General features: G+C 65.7%; 19 protein-coding genes and 3 pseudogenes. 15 read left to right on the forward strand and 7 right to left on the reverse strand.

Going from position 1 to position 20,988, the window contains the following annotated elements:
* Nucleotides 1-36 precede the first annotated feature (36 nt).
* From ACFLEY_RS40540 to ACFLEY_RS40550, 3 genes are all read left to right on the forward strand, one after another.
* Nucleotides 37-822: a 3-hydroxybutyrate dehydrogenase gene (locus tag ACFLEY_RS40540; protein ID WP_060910306.1), complete on the forward strand. Its 786-nt coding sequence runs from the start codon at nt 37-39 to the stop codon at nt 820-822.
* 72 nt (nt 823-894) lie between these two features.
* A complete protein-coding gene (locus ACFLEY_RS40545) occupies nt 895-1,224 on the forward strand; it encodes a hypothetical protein (RefSeq protein WP_028173090.1) in 330 nt (109 codons plus the stop codon).
* A gap of 114 nt (nt 1,225-1,338) precedes the next feature.
* Nucleotides 1,339-1,947, forward strand: coding sequence for a hypothetical protein (locus tag ACFLEY_RS40550; protein ID WP_060910305.1), 609 nt, complete (start codon nt 1,339-1,341; stop codon nt 1,945-1,947).
* Between the two features lie 180 nt (nt 1,948-2,127).
* Here ACFLEY_RS40550 and ACFLEY_RS40555 read toward each other — a convergent pair whose 3' ends face one another.
* A complete protein-coding gene (locus ACFLEY_RS40555; RefSeq protein WP_060910304.1) occupies nt 2,128-2,952 on the reverse strand; it encodes a Crp/Fnr family transcriptional regulator in 825 nt (274 codons plus the stop codon).
* A 300-nt stretch (nt 2,953-3,252) separates the two neighbouring features.
* Nucleotides 3,253-4,218 carry an LLM class flavin-dependent oxidoreductase gene (locus tag ACFLEY_RS40560; protein WP_396604414.1) on the reverse strand — a complete coding sequence of 322 codons (966 nt, stop codon included), beginning with the start codon at nt 4,216-4,218 and terminating at the stop codon, nt 3,253-3,255.
* On the opposite strand from ACFLEY_RS40560, the pseudogene napA reads away from it, so the two are divergent.
* The 4 genes and pseudogenes from napA to ACFLEY_RS40580 all read left to right on the forward strand — a co-directional run.
* A pseudogene (gene napA, locus ACFLEY_RS40565) lies at nt 4,180-6,183 on the forward strand (nitrate reductase catalytic subunit NapA); the annotation flags it as partial. The gene ACFLEY_RS40560 and the pseudogene napA overlap by 39 nt on opposite strands.
* Complete coding sequence (locus tag ACFLEY_RS40570) at nt 6,180-6,650, forward strand: nitrate reductase cytochrome c-type subunit (protein WP_028173083.1); 471 nt, start codon at nt 6,180-6,182, stop codon at nt 6,648-6,650. The pseudogene napA and the gene ACFLEY_RS40570, both read left to right, overlap by 4 nt.
* On the forward strand, nt 6,647-7,288 hold the full coding sequence (locus tag ACFLEY_RS40575; RefSeq protein ID WP_396604415.1) for a NapC/NirT family cytochrome c: 642 nt from the start codon (nt 6,647-6,649) through the stop codon (nt 7,286-7,288). The genes ACFLEY_RS40570 and ACFLEY_RS40575 overlap by 4 nt, the downstream gene beginning before the upstream one ends.
* An 88-nt stretch (nt 7,289-7,376) precedes the next feature.
* Nucleotides 7,377-8,492, forward strand: a complete 1,116-nt coding sequence (locus tag ACFLEY_RS40580) for an ATP-dependent RecD-like DNA helicase (RefSeq protein ID WP_028173081.1) — start codon at nt 7,377-7,379, stop codon at nt 8,490-8,492.
* Between the two features lie 247 nt (nt 8,493-8,739).
* Here ACFLEY_RS40580 and ACFLEY_RS40585 read toward each other — a convergent pair.
* Nucleotides 8,740-10,426: pseudogene (locus ACFLEY_RS40585) on the reverse strand (tetratricopeptide repeat protein).
* A 249-nt stretch (nt 10,427-10,675) separates the two neighbouring features.
* On the opposite strand from ACFLEY_RS40585, the gene msrA reads away from it, so the two are divergent.
* The 4 genes from msrA (at nt 10,676) to ACFLEY_RS40605 (ending at nt 12,608) form a co-directional block, all read left to right on the forward strand.
* On the forward strand, nt 10,676-11,380 hold the full coding sequence (msrA, locus tag ACFLEY_RS40590; protein ID WP_011089780.1) for a peptide-methionine (S)-S-oxide reductase MsrA: 705 nt from the start codon (nt 10,676-10,678) through the stop codon (nt 11,378-11,380).
* 29 nt (nt 11,381-11,409) lie between these two features.
* A complete protein-coding gene (msrB, locus tag ACFLEY_RS40595) occupies nt 11,410-11,829 on the forward strand; it encodes a peptide-methionine (R)-S-oxide reductase MsrB (RefSeq protein ID WP_060910303.1) in 420 nt (139 codons plus the stop codon).
* A gap of 108 nt (nt 11,830-11,937) precedes the next feature.
* Nucleotides 11,938-12,102 carry a DUF3309 family protein gene (locus ACFLEY_RS40600; RefSeq protein ID WP_053815155.1) on the forward strand — a complete coding sequence of 55 codons (165 nt, stop codon included), beginning with the start codon at nt 11,938-11,940 and terminating at the stop codon, nt 12,100-12,102.
* A gap of 212 nt (nt 12,103-12,314) precedes the next feature.
* Nucleotides 12,315-12,608: a hypothetical protein gene (locus ACFLEY_RS40605; protein ID WP_028173077.1), complete on the forward strand. Its 294-nt coding sequence runs from the start codon at nt 12,315-12,317 to the stop codon at nt 12,606-12,608.
* A 242-nt stretch (nt 12,609-12,850) separates the two neighbouring features.
* On the opposite strand, the gene ACFLEY_RS40610 is transcribed toward ACFLEY_RS40605, so the two are convergent.
* Nucleotides 12,851-13,408, reverse strand: coding sequence for a DUF4112 domain-containing protein (locus tag ACFLEY_RS40610; RefSeq protein WP_028173076.1), 558 nt, complete (start codon nt 13,406-13,408; stop codon nt 12,851-12,853).
* A gap of 62 nt (nt 13,409-13,470) precedes the next feature.
* Nucleotides 13,471-13,896, reverse strand: coding sequence for a DUF5413 family protein (locus tag ACFLEY_RS40615; protein WP_011089784.1), 426 nt, complete (start codon nt 13,894-13,896; stop codon nt 13,471-13,473).
* Nucleotides 13,897-14,040: 144 nt separating this feature from the next.
* Here ACFLEY_RS40615 and ACFLEY_RS40620 point away from each other — a divergent pair, with 144 nt between their 5' ends.
* The 3 genes from ACFLEY_RS40620 (at nt 14,041) to ACFLEY_RS40630 (ending at nt 15,080) form a co-directional block, all read left to right on the forward strand.
* Entirely contained in the window at nt 14,041-14,283 is a 243-nt protein-coding gene (locus tag ACFLEY_RS40620) for a hypothetical protein (RefSeq protein WP_028173075.1), read from the forward strand.
* A gap of 38 nt (nt 14,284-14,321) precedes the next feature.
* Complete coding sequence (locus tag ACFLEY_RS40625) at nt 14,322-14,546, forward strand: hypothetical protein (RefSeq protein ID WP_028173074.1); 225 nt, start codon at nt 14,322-14,324, stop codon at nt 14,544-14,546.
* 258 nt (nt 14,547-14,804) lie between these two features.
* Entirely contained in the window at nt 14,805-15,080 is a 276-nt protein-coding gene (locus ACFLEY_RS40630) for a hypothetical protein (RefSeq protein WP_370139528.1), read from the forward strand.
* A gap of 47 nt (nt 15,081-15,127) precedes the next feature.
* Here the strand turns inward: ACFLEY_RS40630 and ACFLEY_RS40635 are convergent, their stop codons facing one another.
* Both ACFLEY_RS40635 and ACFLEY_RS40640 read right to left on the reverse strand, forming a co-directional pair.
* On the reverse strand, nt 15,128-16,756 hold the full coding sequence (locus tag ACFLEY_RS40635; RefSeq protein ID WP_060910302.1) for a hypothetical protein: 1,629 nt from the start codon (nt 16,754-16,756) through the stop codon (nt 15,128-15,130).
* 37 nt (nt 16,757-16,793) lie between these two features.
* Nucleotides 16,794-18,086, reverse strand: a complete 1,293-nt coding sequence (locus tag ACFLEY_RS40640; RefSeq protein WP_028173071.1) for an adenylosuccinate synthase — start codon at nt 18,084-18,086, stop codon at nt 16,794-16,796.
* A 360-nt stretch (nt 18,087-18,446) separates the two neighbouring features.
* On the opposite strand from ACFLEY_RS40640, the pseudogene mgtA reads away from it, so the two are divergent.
* A pseudogene (mgtA, locus tag ACFLEY_RS40645) lies at nt 18,447-20,943 on the forward strand (magnesium-translocating P-type ATPase).
* The last annotated feature ends 45 nt before the right edge of the window (nt 20,944-20,988 follow it).

The following is a 20,988-nucleotide window of genomic DNA, read 5'->3' on the forward strand; positions in this document are numbered from 1 at the left end:
GCCAGCTGGCGCAACACACGGAGCAAAGTGACTGAGATGGTTATTAAGGGCAAAACTGCGATCGTGACCGGCTCGACGAGCGGCATCGGCCTCGCATGTGCGCGTGCCTTCGCGGGTGCCGGCGCAAACATCGTGCTAAACGGAATGGGCGAGGCGGCCGATGTCGAGAAGGAGCGCTTGGCAATCGAACGCGAGTTCGCCGTCAAGGCGATCTATTCGCCCGCGGACATGGCGAAGCCAAGCGAAATCGCCGGGCTGATCGCGCTGGGTGAAGCGACGTTCGGGGCCGTGGATATCCTCGTCAACAATGCCGGCGTCCAGCACGTCTCTCCAATCGAAGAGTTTCCGCTCGAGAAATGGGATGCGGTCATCGCCATCAATCTATCCGCCGCATTCCATGCAATCCGTGCGGCGGTGCCGGGCATGAAGAAGCGTGGCTGGGACCGGATCATCACGACGGCTTCGGCGCATTCGCGTGTAGCTTCGCCGTTCAAGTCAGCCTACGTCGCAGCCAAGCACGGGATCGCCGGCCTGACCAAGACCGTCGCGCTGGAGCTTGCGCGTTCGAAGATCACGTGCAACTGCATCAGCCCCGGGTATGTTTGGACCCCGCTGGTGGAAAAGCAGATCCCGAACACGATGAATGCACGCAAGATGAGAAGAGATGAGGTCATCAGCGACGTGCTGCTCGCGGCCCAACCCACCAAGGAATTTGTCACTGTCGAACAGGTGGCTTCGCTCGCACTTTTTCTGTGCAGTAACGAGGCCGCGCAGATCACCGGCGCCAATCTCGCGATCGATGGCGGCTGGACGGCGGCGTAGGCCTGCGGCGGTCGACTCATGGCTGTCCGCGCAGTGAGGCGATCCGCGCGCGCAGCACGGAAAGTGCACGACATGGCATCAGACGCAATCGACGGTGACATCGACGAATCCAGCGGCCTGGCCGTCCAGCATATCGGCGTGCGCGGACGCACTCTACAGCATGGTATGAGAAATGGCAGGCCACTTGATCTTGGCGGAGACCGGAAAATGTCCGTCGCTCTGCGCAAGTGCGAGCACGCGTTCAACGAGGACGTATTGCCGCCTCATGCCAAGGTGGCAGAGCCACTCGAGTTCTACGCGGCGTCCAAGTTGGATAACCCGTCCCGCAGTCTCAAGGACGCGATAGGCAAGAAATCAGCTTCATCTGGAACGTCAATGCTCCTTCCTCATGTCGCTGCTTGAGATGACGTCGCTTCGGACGCAGACGCAACGAGTCGCTTGACGCAGGTTCAAAGTCGAGAACGATGAAGCCATGTGATGATCGCCAGCGCATCCGCTAATCAATGGAGATGGGTCATGTCAGAGCACAGCAGCATGCATTTTTACCTCAATTCGGCCAAGGAGCGAATCGACGAGATGGATGCCGCATTGGCTTCGTTTGAGGTGAAGGCGACGGAGGCCAAGGCGGAGTCCAAGGTGAAGGCAGAGCAGCTCATCGTCGATCTCAAAAAGAGGCGGGATAAATTTCAGGCGCACCTCAAGACGCAAGCGGAAGCCGGCGAAGCAGCCTGGGCGCGCACCAAACCCGATCTCGAAGAGCACTGGATCGGCTTCGAAGCGCAGATGAAGACCTATTTTGAGAGCGCCGGCAAGCAGATCGAGCAGCAGCAGGCCACGTTCAAAGACATCGCAGCGGCGCAGGGCAAGGCGTGGCACGAGGCCGCGAATCGATTCCGTGAGGCGGCCGGCAAAGTGGCCGGAGCGCGGATCACCGATCTCGATGCCGCGCTCAAGCAGCTGAAGTCTGACGCGTCCCAAGCGGAAGCACGTCTCCAGAAGCTGAAGCAGGCGGGCAGCGAGTCCTGGTCCGTGCTAAGCGCGGCGTTGGCGGAGTCCCGCAAGTCGTTCGATCAAGCAAGTCGGGCCGCGTGGGACACCCTGAGGGGCTCTGGCGCGAAGGGCTGATTCCATCCGGTCACAAGAAACCGCAGAAAGGCGCAGATTGCGTGTAAATCGGCACGGGGTCTGGCCCAGTTGCAGCCCACCGTTCATGATCGAGCAGGGCGGGGAGCCCGCATGAGATCGCGGCGCGACGGCGCAAGCTCGCTCCGGCGTGGTAGACGCCGAACCGTCCAGAGCGTGTCCTCATTGACGGGGCGCAGCGGACCTCATCTGCGCCTTGACTGCCGCGGTTGTTTCCGGGAATGGCGCAAGGGCAGGCTGCGGCGCCGCCAATTCCTGGCAATACATCCGATCGATCTTGTCCTGCATCAGCGCATAACAATCGCATGCAACGCGCTCGAGCCGCGCCCGGTCGATCTCTACAAACCCGCGCCGGTCGGACGGGACGGCGCCGGCCGCGCGCAGCTTGCTCATCGTCAGCGCCGCCGTCGTCCGCCGCACCCCGAGCAACTGCGCGAGCGCCTCCTGCGTCACCGGGAGGAGATCGCTGGGAACGCGGTCGTGGAGCTGCAGGAGCCACCGCGCCATGCGGCCATCCACCAGGTGCAGCGCGTTGCAGGCCGCGACGTGCTGGGGCTGCAACAGCAACGCGCGGACGTGGACCTGCACGACATTCCTGATGGCCTCGCTTCGCGCATAGGCAGCCCGAAACCTGGCGGCCGAGATCTGCGATGCCGTGCCGGCCACGCGAGCAACCGCCGTCACCGATGACAGCGACGGGCCGAGCGCGGAGAACGAGGCCAAGGCGCCTTCCCGTCCGATCAACGTGGTTGCAACCGTTTGCCCGTCCGGCATGTCGAGCATGAAGGCGATTGCGCCGCTATGGGGAAAGAAAACCGGGTCGAGCTCATCGCCCGACCGCACCAGGACGGTATCGGGTTCGAACGAGACCTTCTGGAAGTGGGGCGTGAGCAAGCCGAGATCCGCCGGCGGCAACGCCGCCAGCAACCGATTGCCGACGCCAGCGCGGTGGACGGTCGCGATGCTTTCCGGTGAACGAGCCGTCATGAGCAACGGTATCCATTTCTCAGCTTCACTACGATGACCCGAAATTCGAATTGGCCAACCAAAATATCCAAACAGAGCCCTTGAGCGAGATCAAGCACGGACTATTGCGGTCCCAACCGGCATATCCTCCCGCGCAAACAGGATCTTGAACCCATCATACGGTTAACGATCGTCTGCATCCTAAGGGTTTCGATGAGATGATCGACCAGCAAAGGTTGCGGCAGCGCAGGAGTGGGCGATTGGCCCCATGCGGAGGCCCCGCCCCGCCAATAAGGGCATGGCCGACGTCAAACGTGCCCCCTATCCCGCGGCCGCCGCTCTCGCCGGGGCGACGTTGACGGCGAGCTTGCCGTAGCGGTCGGTGAAGGCCTGGGTGTCGATCTCTTCCAGCTTGATTTCGCCGCCCATGACGCTCCTCTTCCAGGCGGCCTGGGCGGGATCGTTCTGGAACTCCGGCATCACCTCGCGGCCGAACAATTCGAGCGATTCGCAGATGTGCTCGTGGCTGTTCTTGCCGGCCTGGTTGAGCAGGATGACCTGGTCGATATGCGAGCTCTGGAAGCGCCTGAGCTTCTTGCGGATCGTCTCCGGCGAGCCGATCAGGCCGCCGCGCAGCGCCGCCTCCTGGGCCTCTGGATTGTCGCGCTTCCACTTGTTGTACTCGTCCCACATGTTGACGGTGTAGGGCGCGGGCCGCTGGCGGTTCTGCGCGGCGCCATAGAAGCGTAGCGCGAACTGGAAGAAGGTGGCGCCGTCGGCGCGGGCACGGGCCTCCTCGTCGGTCTTCGCGCACATGAAGAACGACACCAGCGCCATGTTCGGGTTGATCTCGTAGTCCGCGAGCAGGTGCAGCCGCTTGGTCATGGCGTTGTAATAGGCGTGCACCCAGGCATGAGCCGCGTCGGCGCTGACGAACTGGAAGCCGAGCGCGCCAAAACCGTGACGGCCGGCGCGCTCGATGGTCGGAAGCTGCGAGCAGGCCATCCACAGCGGCGGATGCGGCTTCTGCACCGGCTTCGGCACCACATTGCGCAAGGGGATGTCGAAATACTTGCCGTGATGCTCGCTGCCCGCGTCCCTGAACATCGGGAAGATCGCGGCTACGGCCTCCTCGAACACCTCCTTCTTGGTCTCCATGTCGCGGCCGAATGGCTCCAGCTCGGTGATCGAGGCGCTCTCGCCCATGCCGAATTCGCAGCGGCCGTTGGAGAGCAGGTCGAGCACCGCGGCTTCCGCACCAACAACATCGACCCCAACGCGCGGCACTGCATGGCCTCGGCCGTCGCCGGCATGATGCGTACCTTCGGCATCGACGAGCCGCCCGGCTGCTATGACGACATCGAGGCCACCGACGCCTTCGTGCTGTGGGGCTCCAACATGGCGGAGATGCACCCCATCCTGTGGACGCGGCTGACCGACCGCCGGCTGTCCGCGCCGCATGTCCGCGTCGCCGTGCTCTCGACCTTCGAGCACCGCTCGTTCGACCTCGCCGACATCGGCATGGTGTTCAAGCCGCAGACCGATCTCTATTTGCTGAACGCCATCGCCAACCACATCATCAAGACCGGCCGCGTCAACAAGGACTTCGTCGCGGCCCACACCGTGTTCAGGCGCGGCCAGACCGATATCGGCTACGGCCTGCGGCCCGAGCATCCGCTGCAGAAGAAGGCGACGGGCGCGGCGAAGGCCAACGACTCCACGGACATGAGCTACGACGAGTACGTCAAGTTCGTGTCGGAGTACACGCTGGAGAAGGCGGCCGAGATGTCCGGCGTGCCGCTCAACCGGCTGGAGGCGCTGGCCGAGCTCTATGCCGATCCCAAGACCAAGGTGGTCTCGTTCTGGACCATGGGCTTCAACCAGCACACCCGCGGCGTCTGGTGCAACAACCTCGTCTACAACATCCATCTTCTGACCGGAAAGATCTCCTCGCCCGGCAACAGCCCGTTCTCGCTGACCGGCCAGCCCTCGGCCTGCGGCACCGCGCGCGAGGTCGGCACCTTCTCGCACCGCCTGCCCGCGGACATGGTCGTCACCAACAAGGAACACCGCACCAAGGCCGAACACATCTGGCAGCTGCCCGAAGGCACCATTCCCGACAAGCCCGGCGCGCATGCCGTGCTGCAAAGCCGGATGCTGAAGGACGGCCTGATCAACGCCTACTGGGTGCAGGTCAACAACAACCTCCAGGCCGGCCCCAACGCCAACGAGGAGACCTATCCGGGCTTCCGCAATCCCGACAATTTCATCGTGGTCTCGGATGCCTATCCGTCGGTCACCGCACTCGCGGCCGACTTGATCCTGCCCACCGCGATGTGGGTCGAGAAGGAAGGCGCCTATGGCAATGCCGAGCGGCGGACGCAGTTCTGGCATCAGCTCGTCCCTGCCCCGGGCGAGTCGAAGTCCGATCTCTGGCAGCTCATGGAATTCTCCAAGCGCTTCAAGATCGAGGAGGTCTGGCCCGAGGAGTTGATCGCCAAGAAGCCGGAGGTGCGCGGCAAGACGCTGTTCGACGTGCTCTACAAGAACGGCCAGGTCGACAAGTTCCCGGTCTCCGACATCGAGCAGGGCTATCTCAACGACGAGTCCAAGGCGTTCGGCTTCTACGTGCACAAGGGCCTGTTCGAGGAATATGCCTCGTTCGGCCGCGGCCACGGCCATGACCTCGCGCCGTTCGACGCCTATCACAAAGAGCGCGGCCTACGCTGGCCTGTCGTCAACGGCCAGGAAACGAGATGGCGTTTCCGCGAGGGCAGCGATCCCTACGTCAAGCAGGGCACCGACGTGCAGTTCTACGGCTATCCGGACGGCAAGGCGCGCATCTTCGCGCTGCCGTACGAGCCGGCGGCGGAATCGCCCGACGGCGAATATCCGTTCTGGCTCTCGACCGGCCGCGTGCTGGAGCACTGGCATTCCGGCACCATGACGCGCCGCGTGCCCGAGCTCTACAAGGCCTTCCCCGAGGCCGTCTGCTTCATGCATCCGGACGATGCGCAGGAGGCGAAGATCCGGCGCGGCGACGAGGTGAAGGTGGTGTCCCGCCGCGGCTTCATCCGCGTCCGCGTCGAGACGCGCGGCCGCGACCGGCCGCCGCGCGGCCTCGTCTTCGTGCCGTGGTTCGACGAATCCAAGCTGATCAACAAGGTGACGCTGGACGCCACCGATCCGATCTCGCTGCAAACCGACTTCAAGAAATGCGCTGTGCGCATCGAGCGGGTGAACGTGTCATGATGAAACGATTTGGAATCGCATTGCTTGCGGTCGCGATCGCCGCGGGCGCGAGTTCGCTGACCGCGCAGACGGTGACGTCGGGCCTGCGCGGCCCGGCCCCGCTCAATGACGAGGGGCCGGCGCCGCCGATGCTGCCGAACCGCAACACCTCCGAGCGGGAGGTGCGCAACTATCCGGAGCAGCCGCCGGTGATCCCGCACACGATCGACGGCTACCAGGTCGACCTCAACGGCAACAAATGCCTGTCGTGCCACGCGCGGGCGCGCACCGCGGAATCGCAGGCGCCGATGGTCTCGATCACGCATTTCATGGACCGCGACGGCCAGTTCCTGGCCTCGATCTCGCCGCGGCGCTTCTTCTGCACGGAATGCCACGTGCCGCAGAACACCGCGACCCCGCCCGTCAGCAACGATTTCACCGACATCGACACGCTGCTGTCGCGCGCAAGCCCAGGTGGCCGCCGATGACGACGACCGCTGACGAGGCAAAAGCCAAGCGCGGCTTCGTCGCGCGAAGCTGGGATTTCGCGCGCGAGCTCTGGCGGGTGCTGATCCGGCCGAGCTCGGTGTTCGGGCTCGGCGTGCTGGTGCTGGCGGGCTTTGCGGCCGGCGTGATCTTCTGGGGCGGCTTCAACACCGCGCTGGAATTGACCAACACCGAGAAGTTCTGCACCGGCTGCCACGAGATGAAGGACAACGTCTTCGCCGAGCTGAAGTCGACCATCCACTTCAGCAACCGCTCCGGCGTGCGCGCGACCTGTCCGGACTGCCACGTGCCGCACAACTGGACCGACAAGATCGCGCGCAAGATGCAGGCCTCCAAGGAGGTCTGGGGAAAGATCTTCGGCACGATCGACACCCGCGAGAAATTCCTGGACCACCGGCTCGAGCTGGCGGCGCATGAATGGGCGCGCTTCAAGGCTAACGATTCGCTCGAGTGCCGCAACTGCCACAGCGCCGATTCCATGGACATCACCAAGCAGTCGCCGCGGGCCTCGGTGGCGCACCAGCGCTTCCTGTTCACGGGGGAAAAGACCTGCATCGACTGCCACAAGGGCATCGCCCACCATCTGCCCGACATGCGCGGCGTTCCCGGCTGGCAATAGGATAGCCCGCCCCGCTTGAACCGGCGGGGCGAATGGTTAGTTTTGGGGGATGGCGAATCGCTTCGGCTCGCCCCTCCTCAAGACAGACATGGCCACTTTCACCCCGCATCAGGATGCCGCTCTCAAGGCCGTCGGCGACTGGCTCAAGGCCAAGCCCGGCCGGGGCGGCACGCCGCCGGTGTTCCGCCTGTTCGGCTTTGCCGGCACCGGCAAGACCACGCTGGCGCGGCACATCGCCGAGGGCGTCGACGGCGAGGTGAAGTTCGCCGCCTTCACCGGCAAGGCCGCGCTGGTGATGCGCAACAAGGGCTGCGACGAGGCCTCCACCATCCACTCGCTGATCTACCGCGCCCGCGAATCCGGCGAGGAGCAGCCGAGCTTCGAGCTGTGGGACGACGCGCCCGCGTCCAAGGCCAAGCTGATCGTGATCGACGAATGCTCGATGGTCGATGCCGAACTGGGGCGCGACCTGATGTCGTTCGACTGTCCGCTGCTGGTGTTAGGGGATCCCGCGCAGCTGCCGCCGATCCAGGGCGGCGGCTTCTTCACCAACACCGAGCCCGACGCGATGCTGACCGAGGTGCACCGCCAGGCGCAGGACGATCCGATCGTGCGGATGTCGATGGACGTCCGCGAAGGCCGCGAGCTCGACATCGGCCGCTACGGCGAGAGCGAGGTGGTGTCGCGCAAGGAGCTCGATCCCGATCGCGTCATGGGCGCCGACCAGGTCCTGGTCGGCCGCAACAACACCCGCCGCGCCTACAACATGCGGGTGCGCCAGCGTCAGAACATTGAGGACGCCTTTCCGGTCGCCGGCGACAAGCTGGTGTGCCTGCGCAACAACCGCAAGAAGGGCCTGTTCAACGGCGGCCTGTGGCGCGTGAAGTCGCGCAACACCTCGCGCTCGAAATCGCGCATCCTGTCCATGCGGCTGTCGCCTGACGAGGATCTCGGCCACAAGGTGACGAAGGTCTCGGTGCGCGCCGACTGCTTCGAGGGCGGCGTCGAGCAGATCGCCTGGGAACAGCGCAAGCCCTATGACGAGTTCGACTACGGCTACGTGCTGACCGTGCACAAGTCGCAGGGCTCGCAATGGGACGACGTCGTGCTGTTCGACGAGAGTTTTGCGTTTCAGGACTCGAGGGCCAGGTGGCTGTACACGGGGATCACGCGCGCGGCGAAAAGGTTGAGCATCGTTGTTTAAGACTCCGATGCCGTAGGGGGGCAAAGGCGCAAAGCGCCATGCCCACCATCTCTCCACGCACGAAATAAAAATGGTGGGCACGCTTCGCTTTGCCCACCCTACGACACCTGCCTACCCCGTCATTCCGGGGCGGCTCGAAGAGCCGAACCCGGAATCTCGAGATTCTCAGGTGCGCAATTGCGCACCATAGTTCGATGCTTCGCGTCGCCCCGGAATGACGAATTGAGTTGCTCTGCAACTCAATTCGTCACTTCCCCGCGGCGAAATAGAAATCCTCGCGCCCCGGAGGCGAGCCGTAGGTGAACGGCTGCTGCTCGTGCCTGGTGGCGGACCAGACGTCGTCGCGGACGATGTCGAACAGCTTTCTGATCTCGACGCGCGGCTCCTTGATCTCGCGGGCGAGCGCGGTGGCGAACGGGCTGTCGGTGCCGCCATCGCCGTCCATCGCGGTCTCACCGTGCTTGGCGGCGTAGACCACCATGAAGCCCGCGCCGGGCTCGATGTTGGAAAAGCCCTTGTCGACCAGCTTGAGCGACAGCGTCCGCTGCATGGTCGGCGCGAACGGATTGTCGCGGCATGCATCCAGCATCACCAGACGCACCTTTCGCGCGGTGCCGACGGCGGCGATCACCTGCTCGAGGGCGACGGCCTGGGCCTCGGCATCCCTGTCGGCGGCCAGCTTGGCGTCGACGGGAACGAGATAGTTCACCCCGCCGATCTCGAATCCGTGGCCGGCGTAATAGACCACCGCCCAGTCGGCCTTCTCCGCTTCGGCGGCGAACGTCTGCAGCGCTTCGAAGAACTTGTCGCGGGTCAGGTCGCTGACCGATATCACGGTCTGGAAGCCGACATCGCGCAGCGCGTTTGCGATCAACTTCGAGTCGCGCGGCGGGTTGGGCAGGGCGTGCACGTTCTTGTAGGCGCCGTTGCCGATCACCAGCGCGACGCGGCGCCCGGTCGCCCCGGCCGGCGCCTGCGGCGTCAGCGCGGCGAGCCGCTCCTGCGCGACGGCGCGGGCGCGCGCGACGTCGAGCTCGTCGAATTTCGTCAGCGAATAGGCCGCCGCGCGGTAGTCGGCGCGGGCCTGGGCGAGATCCTTCCTGCGCTCATAGATCTGGCCGCGGCCGGAATGGGCGCGGACATTGTTCGGGTTGATCTGGATGGCCGTGTTGTAGTCCTTCAGCGCGGCGTCGAGGTCGCCCTTCATCATGCTGACATCGGCGCGGTTGTTGATCGCGTAGACGTTCTTCGGCTGCTTCTCGATCAGGCCGTTGCAATCGGCAAAGGCCTGGTCGTACTTGCCCATCATGCCCCAGGTGATGCAGCGGTTGCCGGCGACCTGCGGCGCGGCCGGATCGATCTTCTCGGCCTCCGCGAAATCGGCGATCGCGCCGTCGAAATCCTTCATCAGCGTGCGCACGCGGGCGCGATTGGTCCAGCCGAGCAGGAATTTTGGCGTGTACTTGATCGACAGGTTGAAGTCGTCGAGCGCGCTTTGCAGCGCGCCCCTGCGCAGATGGATGACGCCGCGGTTGTTGTAGGGGACGCCGTAGGTCGGGCGCTTCTGGAGCGCGAGGTTGTAGTCCGCCATCGCGATGGTCGTCCTTGCCCGAGCGTTCATAGGCAAGGCCGCGCAGGTTGAGAACGATGACGTTGTCCGGATCGAGATCGACGGCCATGGACAGGGTCTCGATCGCGCGGGCGTAGTCGCGCTTGTTGATCAGGGTGTTGCCGCGCACGGACAGCGCGATCGCCTTGTCCTTGCCGGCGAGGCGGTCGGCGTTGAGCAGATTGTCGCAGGCCTGCGCCCTGGCCTGGAGCTCCGCCTGGCGGTCACGGCAGATGGCGAGATCGTCGCCGGCCTGCGGCTCGGCCGCGGCGACCGCGACGGCGGAGATCAGGGTGACGAGGGTCAGGGAAACGACGCGCAGCATGTTGTCAGGCCAGCTCCAGCCACCACTTTTTTAAGTCGATCGTCGGTCGCGCGGGTTCATCTAGCGCGGAGTTCCTCACCTCGCCAAGCCGGGCTGTCGCGGGCCGCGTTTTCTCACAGAGTCGTGTCCGCCGCGGCGTAACAATCGGCACCTGTCCCCGTATCTCAAGTGACTGAAATGCCGCCGGGCAGGCTGTTCGCCCGGCGCCAACCGACCTAGAATATCCACCTTCCGGAAAGAGGATCCGCCATGCGCCGTCCCGCGCTCCTGTCTCTGCTGGCTGCTACGACCGCCCTGACGCTGGCCTTTGCCGTGCCGTCCCGGGCCGCCGAGGATGCGGTCGTGATCCCCGCCCCGACCATGGACGCGGCGCCGGCGAGCGGCATCCAGACCGCCGTGATCGCCGGCGGCTGCTTCTGGGGCGTGCAGGGCGTGTTCCAGCACACTGCGGGCGTCGTCAACGCGGTCTCCGGCTATGCCGGCGGCACCAAGGCGACCGCCGACTACCAGACTGTCTCGAGCGGCCGGACCGGCCACGCGGAATCGGTCGAGATCAAGTACGACCCGAAGAAGATCAGTTACGGAAAGATCCTCCAGATCTACTTCTCGGTGGCGCACGACCCAACCCAGCTCAACCGCCAGGGGCCAGACACCGGCACGCAATATCGCTCGGCGATCTTCACCACCTCCGAGGAGCAGAAGAAGGTGGCCGAGGCCTATATCGCCCAGCTCAACGGCGCCAAGGTGTTCAGCAAGCCGATCGTGACCAAGGTCGGCGCACTGGAGGCGTTCTATCCGGCGGAAGCCTATCATCAGGACTATCTGACGCTGCATCCGAACCAGCCCTACATCGCCTATAACGACCTGCCCAAGGTCGAGAACCTGAAAAAGCTGTTCGCGGATAACTACATTGAGAAGCCGACGCTGGTGAATGCCAGCAAGGCCACCAACTGATCGCGAGACCACTAAGAAACGGGAGACCCATGCCCGACGCCAAGACGAAGACCACGGACGACAAAGTCATCAAGAGCGAAGAGCAGTGGCGGCGCGAGCTGTCGCCGATCCAGTACGCGGTGCTGCGCGAGAAGGCGACCGAGCGTCCCTTCTCCGGCGAATATGAGCACGACCACCGTGCCGGCACCTATGTCTGCGCCGGCTGCGGCAACGCGCTGTTCGAGTCCGACGCCAAGTTCGATTCCGGCTGCGGCTGGCCGAGCTTCACCCAGCCCGCCGTCGAGAGCCATGTCGACGAGGAAAGGGACGTGAGCCACGGCATGATCCGCACCGAAGTGCTCTGCGCCAAGTGCAGCGGCCATCTCGGCCACGTCTTCCCTGACGGCCCCGGGCCGACGGGCCTGCGCTACTGCATCAACTCGGCGGCGCTGAAGCTCGAGCCGAAATAAACGTTGCGCGCCGTTGGGTTCCGTCATGGAACCCGGCGGCGCGATGTGCTTTTCTTCTCTGGCGGTGCGGCCGATCATCGCGATTTGGCGGCCGCCAGGGAGGATGCCATGTCGCTCGGGACCATCCTGATCATCCTGGTGATCATCTACCTGCTCGGCGGCCTGTCCGGCCGCGTCGGCGGTTACGGCTACGGCATGGGCCATTCCGGCATGGGGATCGGTGGCGTCGTGCTCGTGGTGCTGGTCGTACTGTTGCTTCTTGGCAAACTATAAACCATCCAACCAATTGAAATTACTTGGTTTATAGCCCTTGCGGGGCTGCCATGCGCGGATTCATCATCTCCCATCGCAGGGGTCGCAATTTTGTCAAAACGGCCTATATTAGAGGGCGAGAATGACATGTGCGGCGGGCCCACGCGATTGGCCTCCGCCCTCCCAAACCCCACGCGCTTAAAGCCCCAGAGAAGATCACGAGGTCTTTGACCATGCGTCCACTGCGTCCGTTCAACTTCAACACCTCCGCCGAGCTCTTCCCCGCCGCGATCCGCAAGAAGAAGCGTGCCGGCTTCACCTATCGCCGGTTCGGCACCGCGGCCGAAGCCGTGCAGTTCGCGATGGAGCAGTTGCCGACGGATTCGCTGAACGGCGCCTATCTCCAGGTCGAGGAAGCGCGCTTCGACCAGAACGGCATCCGCTCGCTCTATGAGAGCGAAGCCTTCCCGCTGCCCCGTCGCCGCAAGCCCGAACCGGCTGCCGAGGCCGACGCCGACGCGGCGTAAGTTTTTTCGCCAAGCCCGATGTGCGCAGAAGGCGCGATGGCCGAAAGGCTATCGCGCTTTTTGCGTTTTTTAGTTCTCCCTCTCCCGCTTGCGGGAGAGGGCTGGGGTGAGGGTGTCTACACAATAGAGGACTCTCAAGAGGCGAAAGCCCTCACCCGGCGCTACGCGCCGACCTCTCCCGCTTGCGGGAGAGGTGCACCGAGCCTGCCGCTCGCTCACCTCAATCGAGATACTTCCAGCTCCTAAATCCGCGGCTGCTTGTCGAGCCAGCGGCGGAGCAGGCGCATGTTGCGCATGTTGGCGCGGAACATGACGTCGAAGGCGTCGCCCGCAAGCGGCACCATGCCGACCACGCCGTCGACCGCGACATTGCCGAGCATGCGCGCCGTGAGGTACCAGGGCGCGCCCAGCGCGCGCGCCTCGCGCACCAGCCACAGCGAGATCGCGGTGGTGATGATGTCGCCGACGACGGGGATCAGTCCGATCAGGCCGTCGATGCCGTAGCGGATGTTGGTGCCGGGCAGGATGAAGGCGACGTCGAGCAGCCTGGCGATCGCCTCGAGCCGCGCGATGCGCTGCTCGCGCGTCAGGTTGCCGAACGGATTGCCTCCCAAGGGATTGTTTTGGCCGAACTCGAAACGAAACTCGCGAAATCCCTGCTCCAGCGTCTCGGGCCGGATCTCGCGGCCGTCCTGGTCGATGATCGGCCCGCGTGGTTCCGTGCCTGAGAAGGTGGCGCGCGAACGGCTCCCGGAACGGGATTTGCGCGGAGCAAGAATATCGTCGTCGGACATGGTCATGGCCCAGGGGAAACTCGCGAGCGCGGCCGAGGTTGCTGCACCGCGCCTGAACGTCGCGCGGGTCAGGTCGGCGCCGCCGCCGCTTGCGGCTCCTCGACATATCTATGCACGAGCCAGGAGGAAAGCACCGACGGCACGAAGCCGACCAAGCCGTACAGGATGAACTGAACCGCACCCGAATCCGGCCCGCGCGAGCTGTAGGTCAGCGAGGCCAGGACGAAAGCGAACAGGCCGACCAGCAGCATCCGCAGCACCGGGCCGACCCGGCGGATGTGGAGCAGGATGTCATCGACCGCGCCGATCATCAGCGACGGCAGGAAGCCGAACAGATAGCTGTATTGCAGGGTCTTGAAGAACACTGCGAACAGCTTGCCGACCTCGCCAAGATTGGTCTGGGTCCAGTAACCGGACTGGTAGGTCGTCGTCAGCAGCAGCAGGAACCCGCCGACAAACGGCCCGACCAGCGCAAACACCAGATAGCGTTTCATCAAAGACCCTCACACTTTGGCCCTGTTATAGCAGCGCCTCGGGAACCTTGAATAGCGGGCGCCGACTCCTCCCCCGGGGGAACAAGTGGCAAGGCGACGAGTTCAGACAGGACCTGAATGACCCCTCTCGGACCGGAGCCGCCGATGTCCCGCAAATTTCTTCTGGCGACGATCACGCTTGCAACCCTTGGTGGCCTGTCGAGCGCGCCCGCTCTCGCGCAAGGCCACATGGGCACACCGCAGGAGCAGAACGCCTGCTCGCGCGATGCCTCGCGGCTGTGCCGCAAGGACCTCGGCAATGACGGCGCGGTGCAGAGCTGCCTGCAGGCCAACCGGGCCAAGCTGTCGAAGTCGTGCAGCAAGGTGTTCGCCAGTCACGGCATGTGAAGATCGGAAACAGTCCCTTTGAACGGAGAGGTGAAGCCATGCTGCGCGACGAACAGCTCTCGATCCTCAGGGACATCAGTCAATCCATTGCCTTTGCCGACGACCGGCAAGGCAAGATGGGACAGTTGATCGCCGACGGCTACGTGATGAAGGACGGTGATCTGTTCGAGCTCACGGCGAAGGGCGTCACCGCAGTCGAGGAACACGCCGCCGCACTTGGCGAGAGCGACGCCACAAGCACGCCATCCTATCGCCTCATCTGACGCAACGCGTCGCGTTGTGCGTGACGTGCGCGCAACAATTGCGAATTCGTTCGCGCGGCCCATTGCAGCGATACGACAATGGCGCATACTTGGCTCGGGCGGCGCAGCACTTTTCGATTCGAACATCACGAGAGATCGAGCAACCACATGCGGGATGAGGTTCCCGGCGTGATGGCTGAGACATGTGGCAGGTCAAGCCGCGTGAGGCGCCCCAAAACCAAGCGGCTCAAGCCCACGGAACTCGGGGACACATTCAGCATGACACGCAACCGGACCATCGCAACTCTCTTCGCCCTCGCCACCACCGCCGTCGCATTCCAGACATCGCCCGGCTTCGCCTTCTCGTCCGAAGCGCAGCAGATGTGCTCGGGCGATGCGATGCGGCTGTGCTCCAGTGAAATTCCCGACATCCCGCGGATCACCGCGTGCATGGTGCGGAACAAGGCGCAGGTCAGTCCCGGCTGCCGCGCCGTGATGGACCGCGAGCACGCCGCCGCCGCGGCATCGCGCAAGCGGGAAGCGGCCGCGCAGTAGTCATCCATCCAGGATGTCATTCCGGTTCGGTGCGCAGCACCAGTGGTCTAATCGCCCCACTGCGCGAACGCGTCGTTGAAGGCGCGCTCGCCGGGGGCGCCCTTCTCGATCGCGATGATGGCGCGGCGCTGGTTGGCGTAGACCAGGGGCACGTCGAACCAGGAACGCTCCTTCAGGAGCTGGACGTTGCGGGCGCGGTCGGCGTCGACGTTGGACAGGCCGACCAGGAAGAAGCCGTCGGTGACCTTGACCGCGAGCCCTGCGAGCGGCGTGCCGCGCGCCTGCTCGTTCGACTTCATCAGAATGCCCGGCACGTTGGAGACGCTGCCGCCCGGGAAATCCTGCGGCAGGATGAAGGTCAATTCCGCGGTGTGGCTCGCCGGCAGCGAGGAGTCGGTGTTGCGGCGGAACGACATCGTCATCTTGAACTTGCGGTCGGGAATCTCGATGTCGGCGCGCACGGCGACGTCGGCCTTCTGGTTGCCCGACGCCTTGATCGGCTCGAGCCGCCACACCACCGAGCCGACATATTGCTTGCCCTTCGGATCGGACGGATCCTCGTCATAGAGCACGACCTTCTGCGCCACCGGCGCGACCGGCTGGTCGCTGGCCGAGGGCTGGCCGACACGATCGGGGATCTTCGGCTTGCTCTGCGGCTGGGACGCATCCTTCGGCGCCTCCACCACCTGGGTCGGCGAGGACTTGAACAGGCCGCTCACGGTCTGGAGCAGCGGCTTGCCCCAGAAGAGAATGCCGGCGCCGACCAGGATCAACACGATGCCGACGGCGATCGCACTCTTGAACGGGAAGACGGAGCGCGCGCGCTTGGGCTTCTTGGCGTCGCGGTCGAGGACGGGGATGTGCGGGCGCCCCGACGGCTGCCGCGGCGCATAGCGCTCGGCCTCCTCGACCGATTCGTCATAGGAATAGGGCGCATCGCCCTCGCCGGCGCGGTTCTCCAGGCTCGGCTCCATCCGGTCGAATTCCGGCGAGGGCGAGGGCACGTTGGCATAGGTGCGGCGCGCGGCGCGATTGGCCTGCGCGGCGGCGCCGCCGAGATCGTTGACGTCGGCGGTGATGTCGCGGAAGCCGCGCACGCCAGGTGCGGGCGGCAGCGGCGGCGGAGGTCCGATGTCCGGCGGACGGCGCCCACCCGCGCGCTCGCGTCCGGCAGGCGGCGGGACCGGCGGCTCGGGCGGCGGCGGCGCCGGCGGACCGGGCTGGCGCGGCGCATCGAAACGGGGCGCGCGCGGCGGACGCTGGGCCTCGCCCTGGTCATCGACGTTGAAGGACGGGCGGTCGGCGCGCGGCGGCGGCGGTGCCGGACGGGCGCGCGGCGGAGCAGCCGGTGGGGCTGCGGCCGGATTGCCTTCGGTGGCACGGGTGCTGGCGCGGCGGAAGGCATCGCCGCTGCCGCTGCTGCGGGTGCCGCCACCACCGGGGCGCGAGGCCTCGCGGGCACGCTGGGCGGCCTCCGATTCGACCTTGCGGACAGCCTCTTCCAGCGACAGCCGTTCGCGGGTGATCTCGGATTCGGAGAGCGGCGGCTGCACGCTGCGCAGCTGTGCGATCAGCGCCGTGCGCGCCCGCTCATAGAGCGCGCGACGGCTTTCGCCGGGAGCGTTCGGATCCAAGGCGGCAATAGCGCGGGCGATCAGCGGATAGTAATCAGCCATTTCTACTCAACTATACGCGCGTCCCGGTAAGAGATCGTTAAGCCTCAAACGGATTTTGCACCAGGATAGTATCTTCGCGTTCGGGGCTGGTGGAAAGCAGCGCGACCGGGCACCCCACCAATTCCTCGATCCGGCGGACATATTTGATGGCCTGGGCCGGCAGGTCGGCCCAAGACCGTGCACTGGCGGTCGGCTCCTTCCAGCCCTCGATGGTCTCGTAGATCGGCTCGACCCGGGCCTGGGCGCCCTCGCCGGCCGGGAAGTGGTCGATCTCCTTGCCGTCAAGCTTGTAGCCGGTGCAGACCTCGATCGAGTCGAAGCCGTCGAGGATGTCGAGCTTGGTCAGCGCGAGGCCATTGATGCCGCAGGTGCGGACCGCCTGGCGGACCAGCACGGCGTCGAACCAGCCGCAGCGGCGGGGCCGCCCGGTATTGGTTCCGAACTCGCGGCCGCGCTCGCCGATCTTGCGGCCGATCTCGTTGTCCTGCTCGGTCGGGAACGGGCCCTGGCCGACGCGGGTCGTATAGGCCTTGCACAGGCCGAGCACATAGCCGACCGCGCCGGGGCCGAGGCCCGAGCCGGTCGCAGCCTGCGCCGCCACCGTGTTGGACGAGGTGACGTAGGGGTAGGTGCCGTGGTCGACGTCGAGCAGCGCGCCTTGCGCACCCTCGAACAGCATGCGCTTGCCTTCGCGGCGCTTGATGTCGAGCAGCCGCCACACCGTCTCGGCATATGGCAGCAGCTGCGGCGCCAGCGCGGTCAATTCCTTCAGGATATCCTTGCCGTCGAACTCCGGCAGATTGAGGCCGCGGCGCAAGGCGTTGTGGTGAGCCAGCAGCCGGTCGATCTTGTGCGGCAGCGTGTCGAGGTCGGCGAGGTCCATCAGGCGGATGGCGCGGCGGCCGACCTTGTCTTCATAGGCCGGTCCAATGCCGCGGCGCGTGGTGCCGATCGCGGTCGCCGCATTGGCGGATTCGCGGTGCGCGTCGAGCTCGCGGTGCAGCGGCAGGATCAGGGTGACGTTCTCGGCCACGCGCAGATTTTCCGGAGAGACGGCGACGCCCTGCGAGCGCAGCTTGGTGACCTCGTCGAGGAACGCGGTGGGGTCGAACACCACGCCGTTGCCGATCACCGACAGCTTGTGTTCGCGCAGCACGCCCGAGGGCAGCAGCGCGAGCTTGTAGGTCTTGCCGTTGATCACCAGCGTGTGGCCGGCGTTATGGCCGCCCTGGAAACGGACGACGATGTCCGCCTGCTCCGACAACCAGTCGACGATCTTGCCCTTCCCTTCGTCGCCCCACTGGGCGCCGACGACGACAACATTGGCCATTCGCGGGTAATCCCTATTCAATCTGTCTCTAGGAGGCATGATCCTCGCGGAAAACCGGTGCCCACTTTTCCGGGATCATGCCTGCGCCAAGCCCTCTCCGCGGCCCAAGGCCGCTCGCACGCAAGGCAGCCAACCGGATAAAGGAAGCGGCCCCTCTAGGCAAGCAAGAACGGGGCTTTTTCGAGGTCGGAAAGGCACCCCAAGCCTTTGATATAACCTTAAAATCCTGAAAGATTCGCGGCCCCGCGACATCGGAATTGACACGCATCAACCGTTCCGGCCCGCGATTGCGCCAAGGGATGGCTGTCACCTCCACCGCTTACCCTTCCCGGGCCTAGAAGCCTCCATGCCGGATATGCCGTGACCAAGCCACCGAACAGCCAGGCGAGCCAGTTCTGGCGCCTCCCGACGGATGCGCTCTGCACCCAGCTCGGCTGCTCCTTGCAGGGCCTGACCGCGACCGAGGCCGCCAAGCGCCTCGGCCGGTTCGGGCCGAACAGCGATGCACCGCCGCGCATCGAGGGCGCGATGCGCGCGATCCTGCGCCGGCTGCTGGAGCCGCTGTCGCTGATCCTGCTGGTCGCCGGCATCGTCTCGATGCTGACCGGTGACGACATCGGCGGGCTCATCATCGTGCTGATTCTCGCCGGCTCGATCGGGCTCGACACCATCCAGGAGGGCCACGCAGTCCGCGCCGCCGAGATCCTCCGCCGTTCGGTGGCGCTCAAGGCCGAGGTCAGGCGCGACGGCGCCTTCCGCGAGATCGACGTCGACCACGTCGTTCCGGGCGACCTCCTGCGCGTCCGCGCCGGCGACATCATCCCGGCGGATGCGCTGATCCTGGAGAGCACCGCCTTCACGGCCGGGGAGGCCGCGCTCACCGGCGAGCCCTATCCAGTGCAGAAGCGCCCAGGCGCTGCCACCGATCCCGACGACACGTCGAACGCACTGTTCCGCGGCGCCGTGGCGCAAACGGGCGAGGCGATCGCGCTCGTCGTCAGGACCGGCCGCGACACCGTGTTCGGCGCGGCCGCATCCGCGCTCGCCGAGGCGCAGGCTCCCTCCCCGTTCGAGCGCGATTTGCGCGAGTTCGGCCTCGTGATCGCGCGGGCCACGCTCGCGCTGGTGCTGGTCGTGCTCACCGTCCGCGTCGTGTTCGGCCGGCCTGTGCTCGATTCGCTGCTGTTCGCGGTCGCGCTCGCGGTCGGGCTGACGCCGGAGCTGCTGCCGATGATCACCACGGTGACGCTGTCGCGCGGCGCGCTGCGCATGGCCGGCCGCAAGGTGATCGTGAAGCGGCTGGCCGCGATCCACGATCTCGGCGCCATGACCGTCCTGTGTACCGACAAGACGGGCACGCTGACCTCGGCCGAGATCACGCTCGCCGGAAGTCTCGACGGCGAGGGCAAGGACAACGCCCGTGCTGCGCAGCTCGGCGCCATCGCAGCATCGCTCGGCGGCGATCGCGGCTCGCTCGATGCCGCGCTCGTCGCCGGCCGGCCCGACGCCGCGCAGGGCTGGACGCTGGCCGGGCGGCAGGCCTTCGACTTCTCGCGCCGGCTGGGATCGGTGCTCGCGACCGGCCCCGAAGGCACGCTACTCATCGTCAAGGGCGCGCCGGAAGCCGTGCTCACATTGTGCACGATGGACGAGAGCGCGCATTGCTGCGCTGGCGCGCGTGCGTGAGCTCGCGAGCGAGGGCCTGCGCACCGTGGCGATCGCCTCGCGGGCGTGGAGCGGCGTGCTGCGCGAGGTCGAGACGGAGGACGAGACCGATCTCGCCTTCGAGGGCTTTTGCGCCTTCGCCGATCCGCCGAAGCCGACGGCCGCGGCCGCAATCGCGCAGCTCGCGGCGCGCGGCGTGGGCCTGAAGATCCTCTCGGGCGACGACCCCGTGGTGGTGAAGCGGCTCGCGAGCCTGGTCGGACTGAACCCCGAGCGCGTACTGTCGGGGACCGACGTTGCGGCGCTCAGCGACCCGGCGCTCGCCGTGCAGGTGCGCTCCACGGACGCGTTGGGCCGCCTCGCGCCGGACCAGAAGTCGCGCATCGTGAGGGCGCTTCAGGCGGGCGGCGAAGTGGTCGGCTTCCTCGGCGACGGCATCAACGACGCACCGGCCCTGAAGGTCGCCGACGTCGGATTGTCGGTCGACGGCGCGACCGGCGTGGCGCAGGCCGCCGCCGACATGATCCTCCTCGCTTCGGATCTCGAGGTCGTCGCCGACGGCGTCGAGGAAGGCAGGCGCACCTTCGCCAACATCCTCAAATATGTCCGCATGGGCGCAAGCTCGAATTTCGGCAACATGCTGTCGATGGCCGCCGCCTCGATCGCGCTGCCGTTCCTGCCGATGCTGCCGACGCAGATCCTGCTCAATAATCTGCTCTACGATCTCTCCGAGCTCGGCATTCCCTTCGACCGGGTCTCGGCGCAGGCAACGGCGCAGCCGCAGGTGTGGAGCATGTCGCGGCTGGCGCGTTTCGCCGCGATCATGGGACCGCTGTCGTCGGTGTTCGACGCCCTGACTTTCGTCGCGCTGCTGTTCCTGTTCAAGGCCTCGCCGGAGGAATTCCGCACCGCCTGGTTCGTCGAATCCATGGCGACGCAGATCCTCGTGATCTTCATCATCCGCACCAACGGACGGCCCTGGCGCAATTGGCCCGATCCCGTGCTCGCGGCGTCCTCGCTGATCGCGCTGCTGGTCGCGATGGTCCTGCCGTTCACGCCGCTGGGGACCTGGTTCGGCTTCGTCGCACCGCCGCCGATCGTCATGATCGGCATCGCCCTTCTCGTCGTGGTCTATCTCGTCTGCGCCGAATTGCTGAAGCCGCTCGCGATCCGCACCGGGCGCAAGCGCTGAGCGGGGTTCCGGCCGCTTCGTCCCACGCATGGAGGCGATGCGCCT

It is taken from the genome of Bradyrhizobium sp. YCK136, assembly GCF_044570075.1.
GTDB lineage: Bacteria > Pseudomonadota > Alphaproteobacteria > Rhizobiales > Xanthobacteraceae > Bradyrhizobium > Bradyrhizobium diazoefficiens.

Bases quoted from the DNA above. Each gene is read 5' to 3' on its own strand.
- ACFLEY_RS40540 (WP_060910306.1), top strand. From the start codon at position 37: ATGGTTATTAAGGGCAAAACTGCGATCGTGACCGGCTCGACGAGCGGC.
- ACFLEY_RS40545 (WP_028173090.1), top strand. From the start codon at position 895: ATGGCATCAGACGCAATCGACGGTGACATCGACGAATCCAGCGGCCTG.
- ACFLEY_RS40550 (WP_060910305.1), top strand. From the start codon at position 1,339: ATGTCAGAGCACAGCAGCATGCATTTTTACCTCAATTCGGCCAAGGAG.
- ACFLEY_RS40555 (WP_060910304.1), bottom strand. From the start codon at position 2,952: ATGACGGCTCGTTCACCGGAAAGCATCGCGACCGTCCACCGCGCTGGC.
- ACFLEY_RS40570 (WP_028173083.1), top strand. From the start codon at position 6,180: ATGATGAAACGATTTGGAATCGCATTGCTTGCGGTCGCGATCGCCGCG.
- ACFLEY_RS40575 (WP_396604415.1), top strand. From the start codon at position 6,647: ATGACGACGACCGCTGACGAGGCAAAAGCCAAGCGCGGCTTCGTCGCG.
- ACFLEY_RS40580 (WP_028173081.1), top strand. From the start codon at position 7,377: ATGGCCACTTTCACCCCGCATCAGGATGCCGCTCTCAAGGCCGTCGGC.
- msrA (WP_011089780.1), top strand. From the start codon at position 10,676: ATGCGCCGTCCCGCGCTCCTGTCTCTGCTGGCTGCTACGACCGCCCTG.
- msrB (WP_060910303.1), top strand. From the start codon at position 11,410: ATGCCCGACGCCAAGACGAAGACCACGGACGACAAAGTCATCAAGAGC.
- ACFLEY_RS40600 (WP_053815155.1), top strand. From the start codon at position 11,938: ATGTCGCTCGGGACCATCCTGATCATCCTGGTGATCATCTACCTGCTC.
- ACFLEY_RS40605 (WP_028173077.1), top strand. From the start codon at position 12,315: ATGCGTCCACTGCGTCCGTTCAACTTCAACACCTCCGCCGAGCTCTTC.
- ACFLEY_RS40610 (WP_028173076.1), bottom strand. From the start codon at position 13,408: ATGACCATGTCCGACGACGATATTCTTGCTCCGCGCAAATCCCGTTCC.
- ACFLEY_RS40615 (WP_011089784.1), bottom strand. From the start codon at position 13,896: ATGAAACGCTATCTGGTGTTTGCGCTGGTCGGGCCGTTTGTCGGCGGG.
- ACFLEY_RS40620 (WP_028173075.1), top strand. From the start codon at position 14,041: ATGTCCCGCAAATTTCTTCTGGCGACGATCACGCTTGCAACCCTTGGT.
- ACFLEY_RS40625 (WP_028173074.1), top strand. From the start codon at position 14,322: ATGCTGCGCGACGAACAGCTCTCGATCCTCAGGGACATCAGTCAATCC.
- ACFLEY_RS40630 (WP_370139528.1), top strand. From the start codon at position 14,805: ATGACACGCAACCGGACCATCGCAACTCTCTTCGCCCTCGCCACCACC.
- ACFLEY_RS40635 (WP_060910302.1), bottom strand. From the start codon at position 16,756: ATGGCTGATTACTATCCGCTGATCGCCCGCGCTATTGCCGCCTTGGAT.
- ACFLEY_RS40640 (WP_028173071.1), bottom strand. From the start codon at position 18,086: ATGGCCAATGTTGTCGTCGTCGGCGCCCAGTGGGGCGACGAAGGGAAG.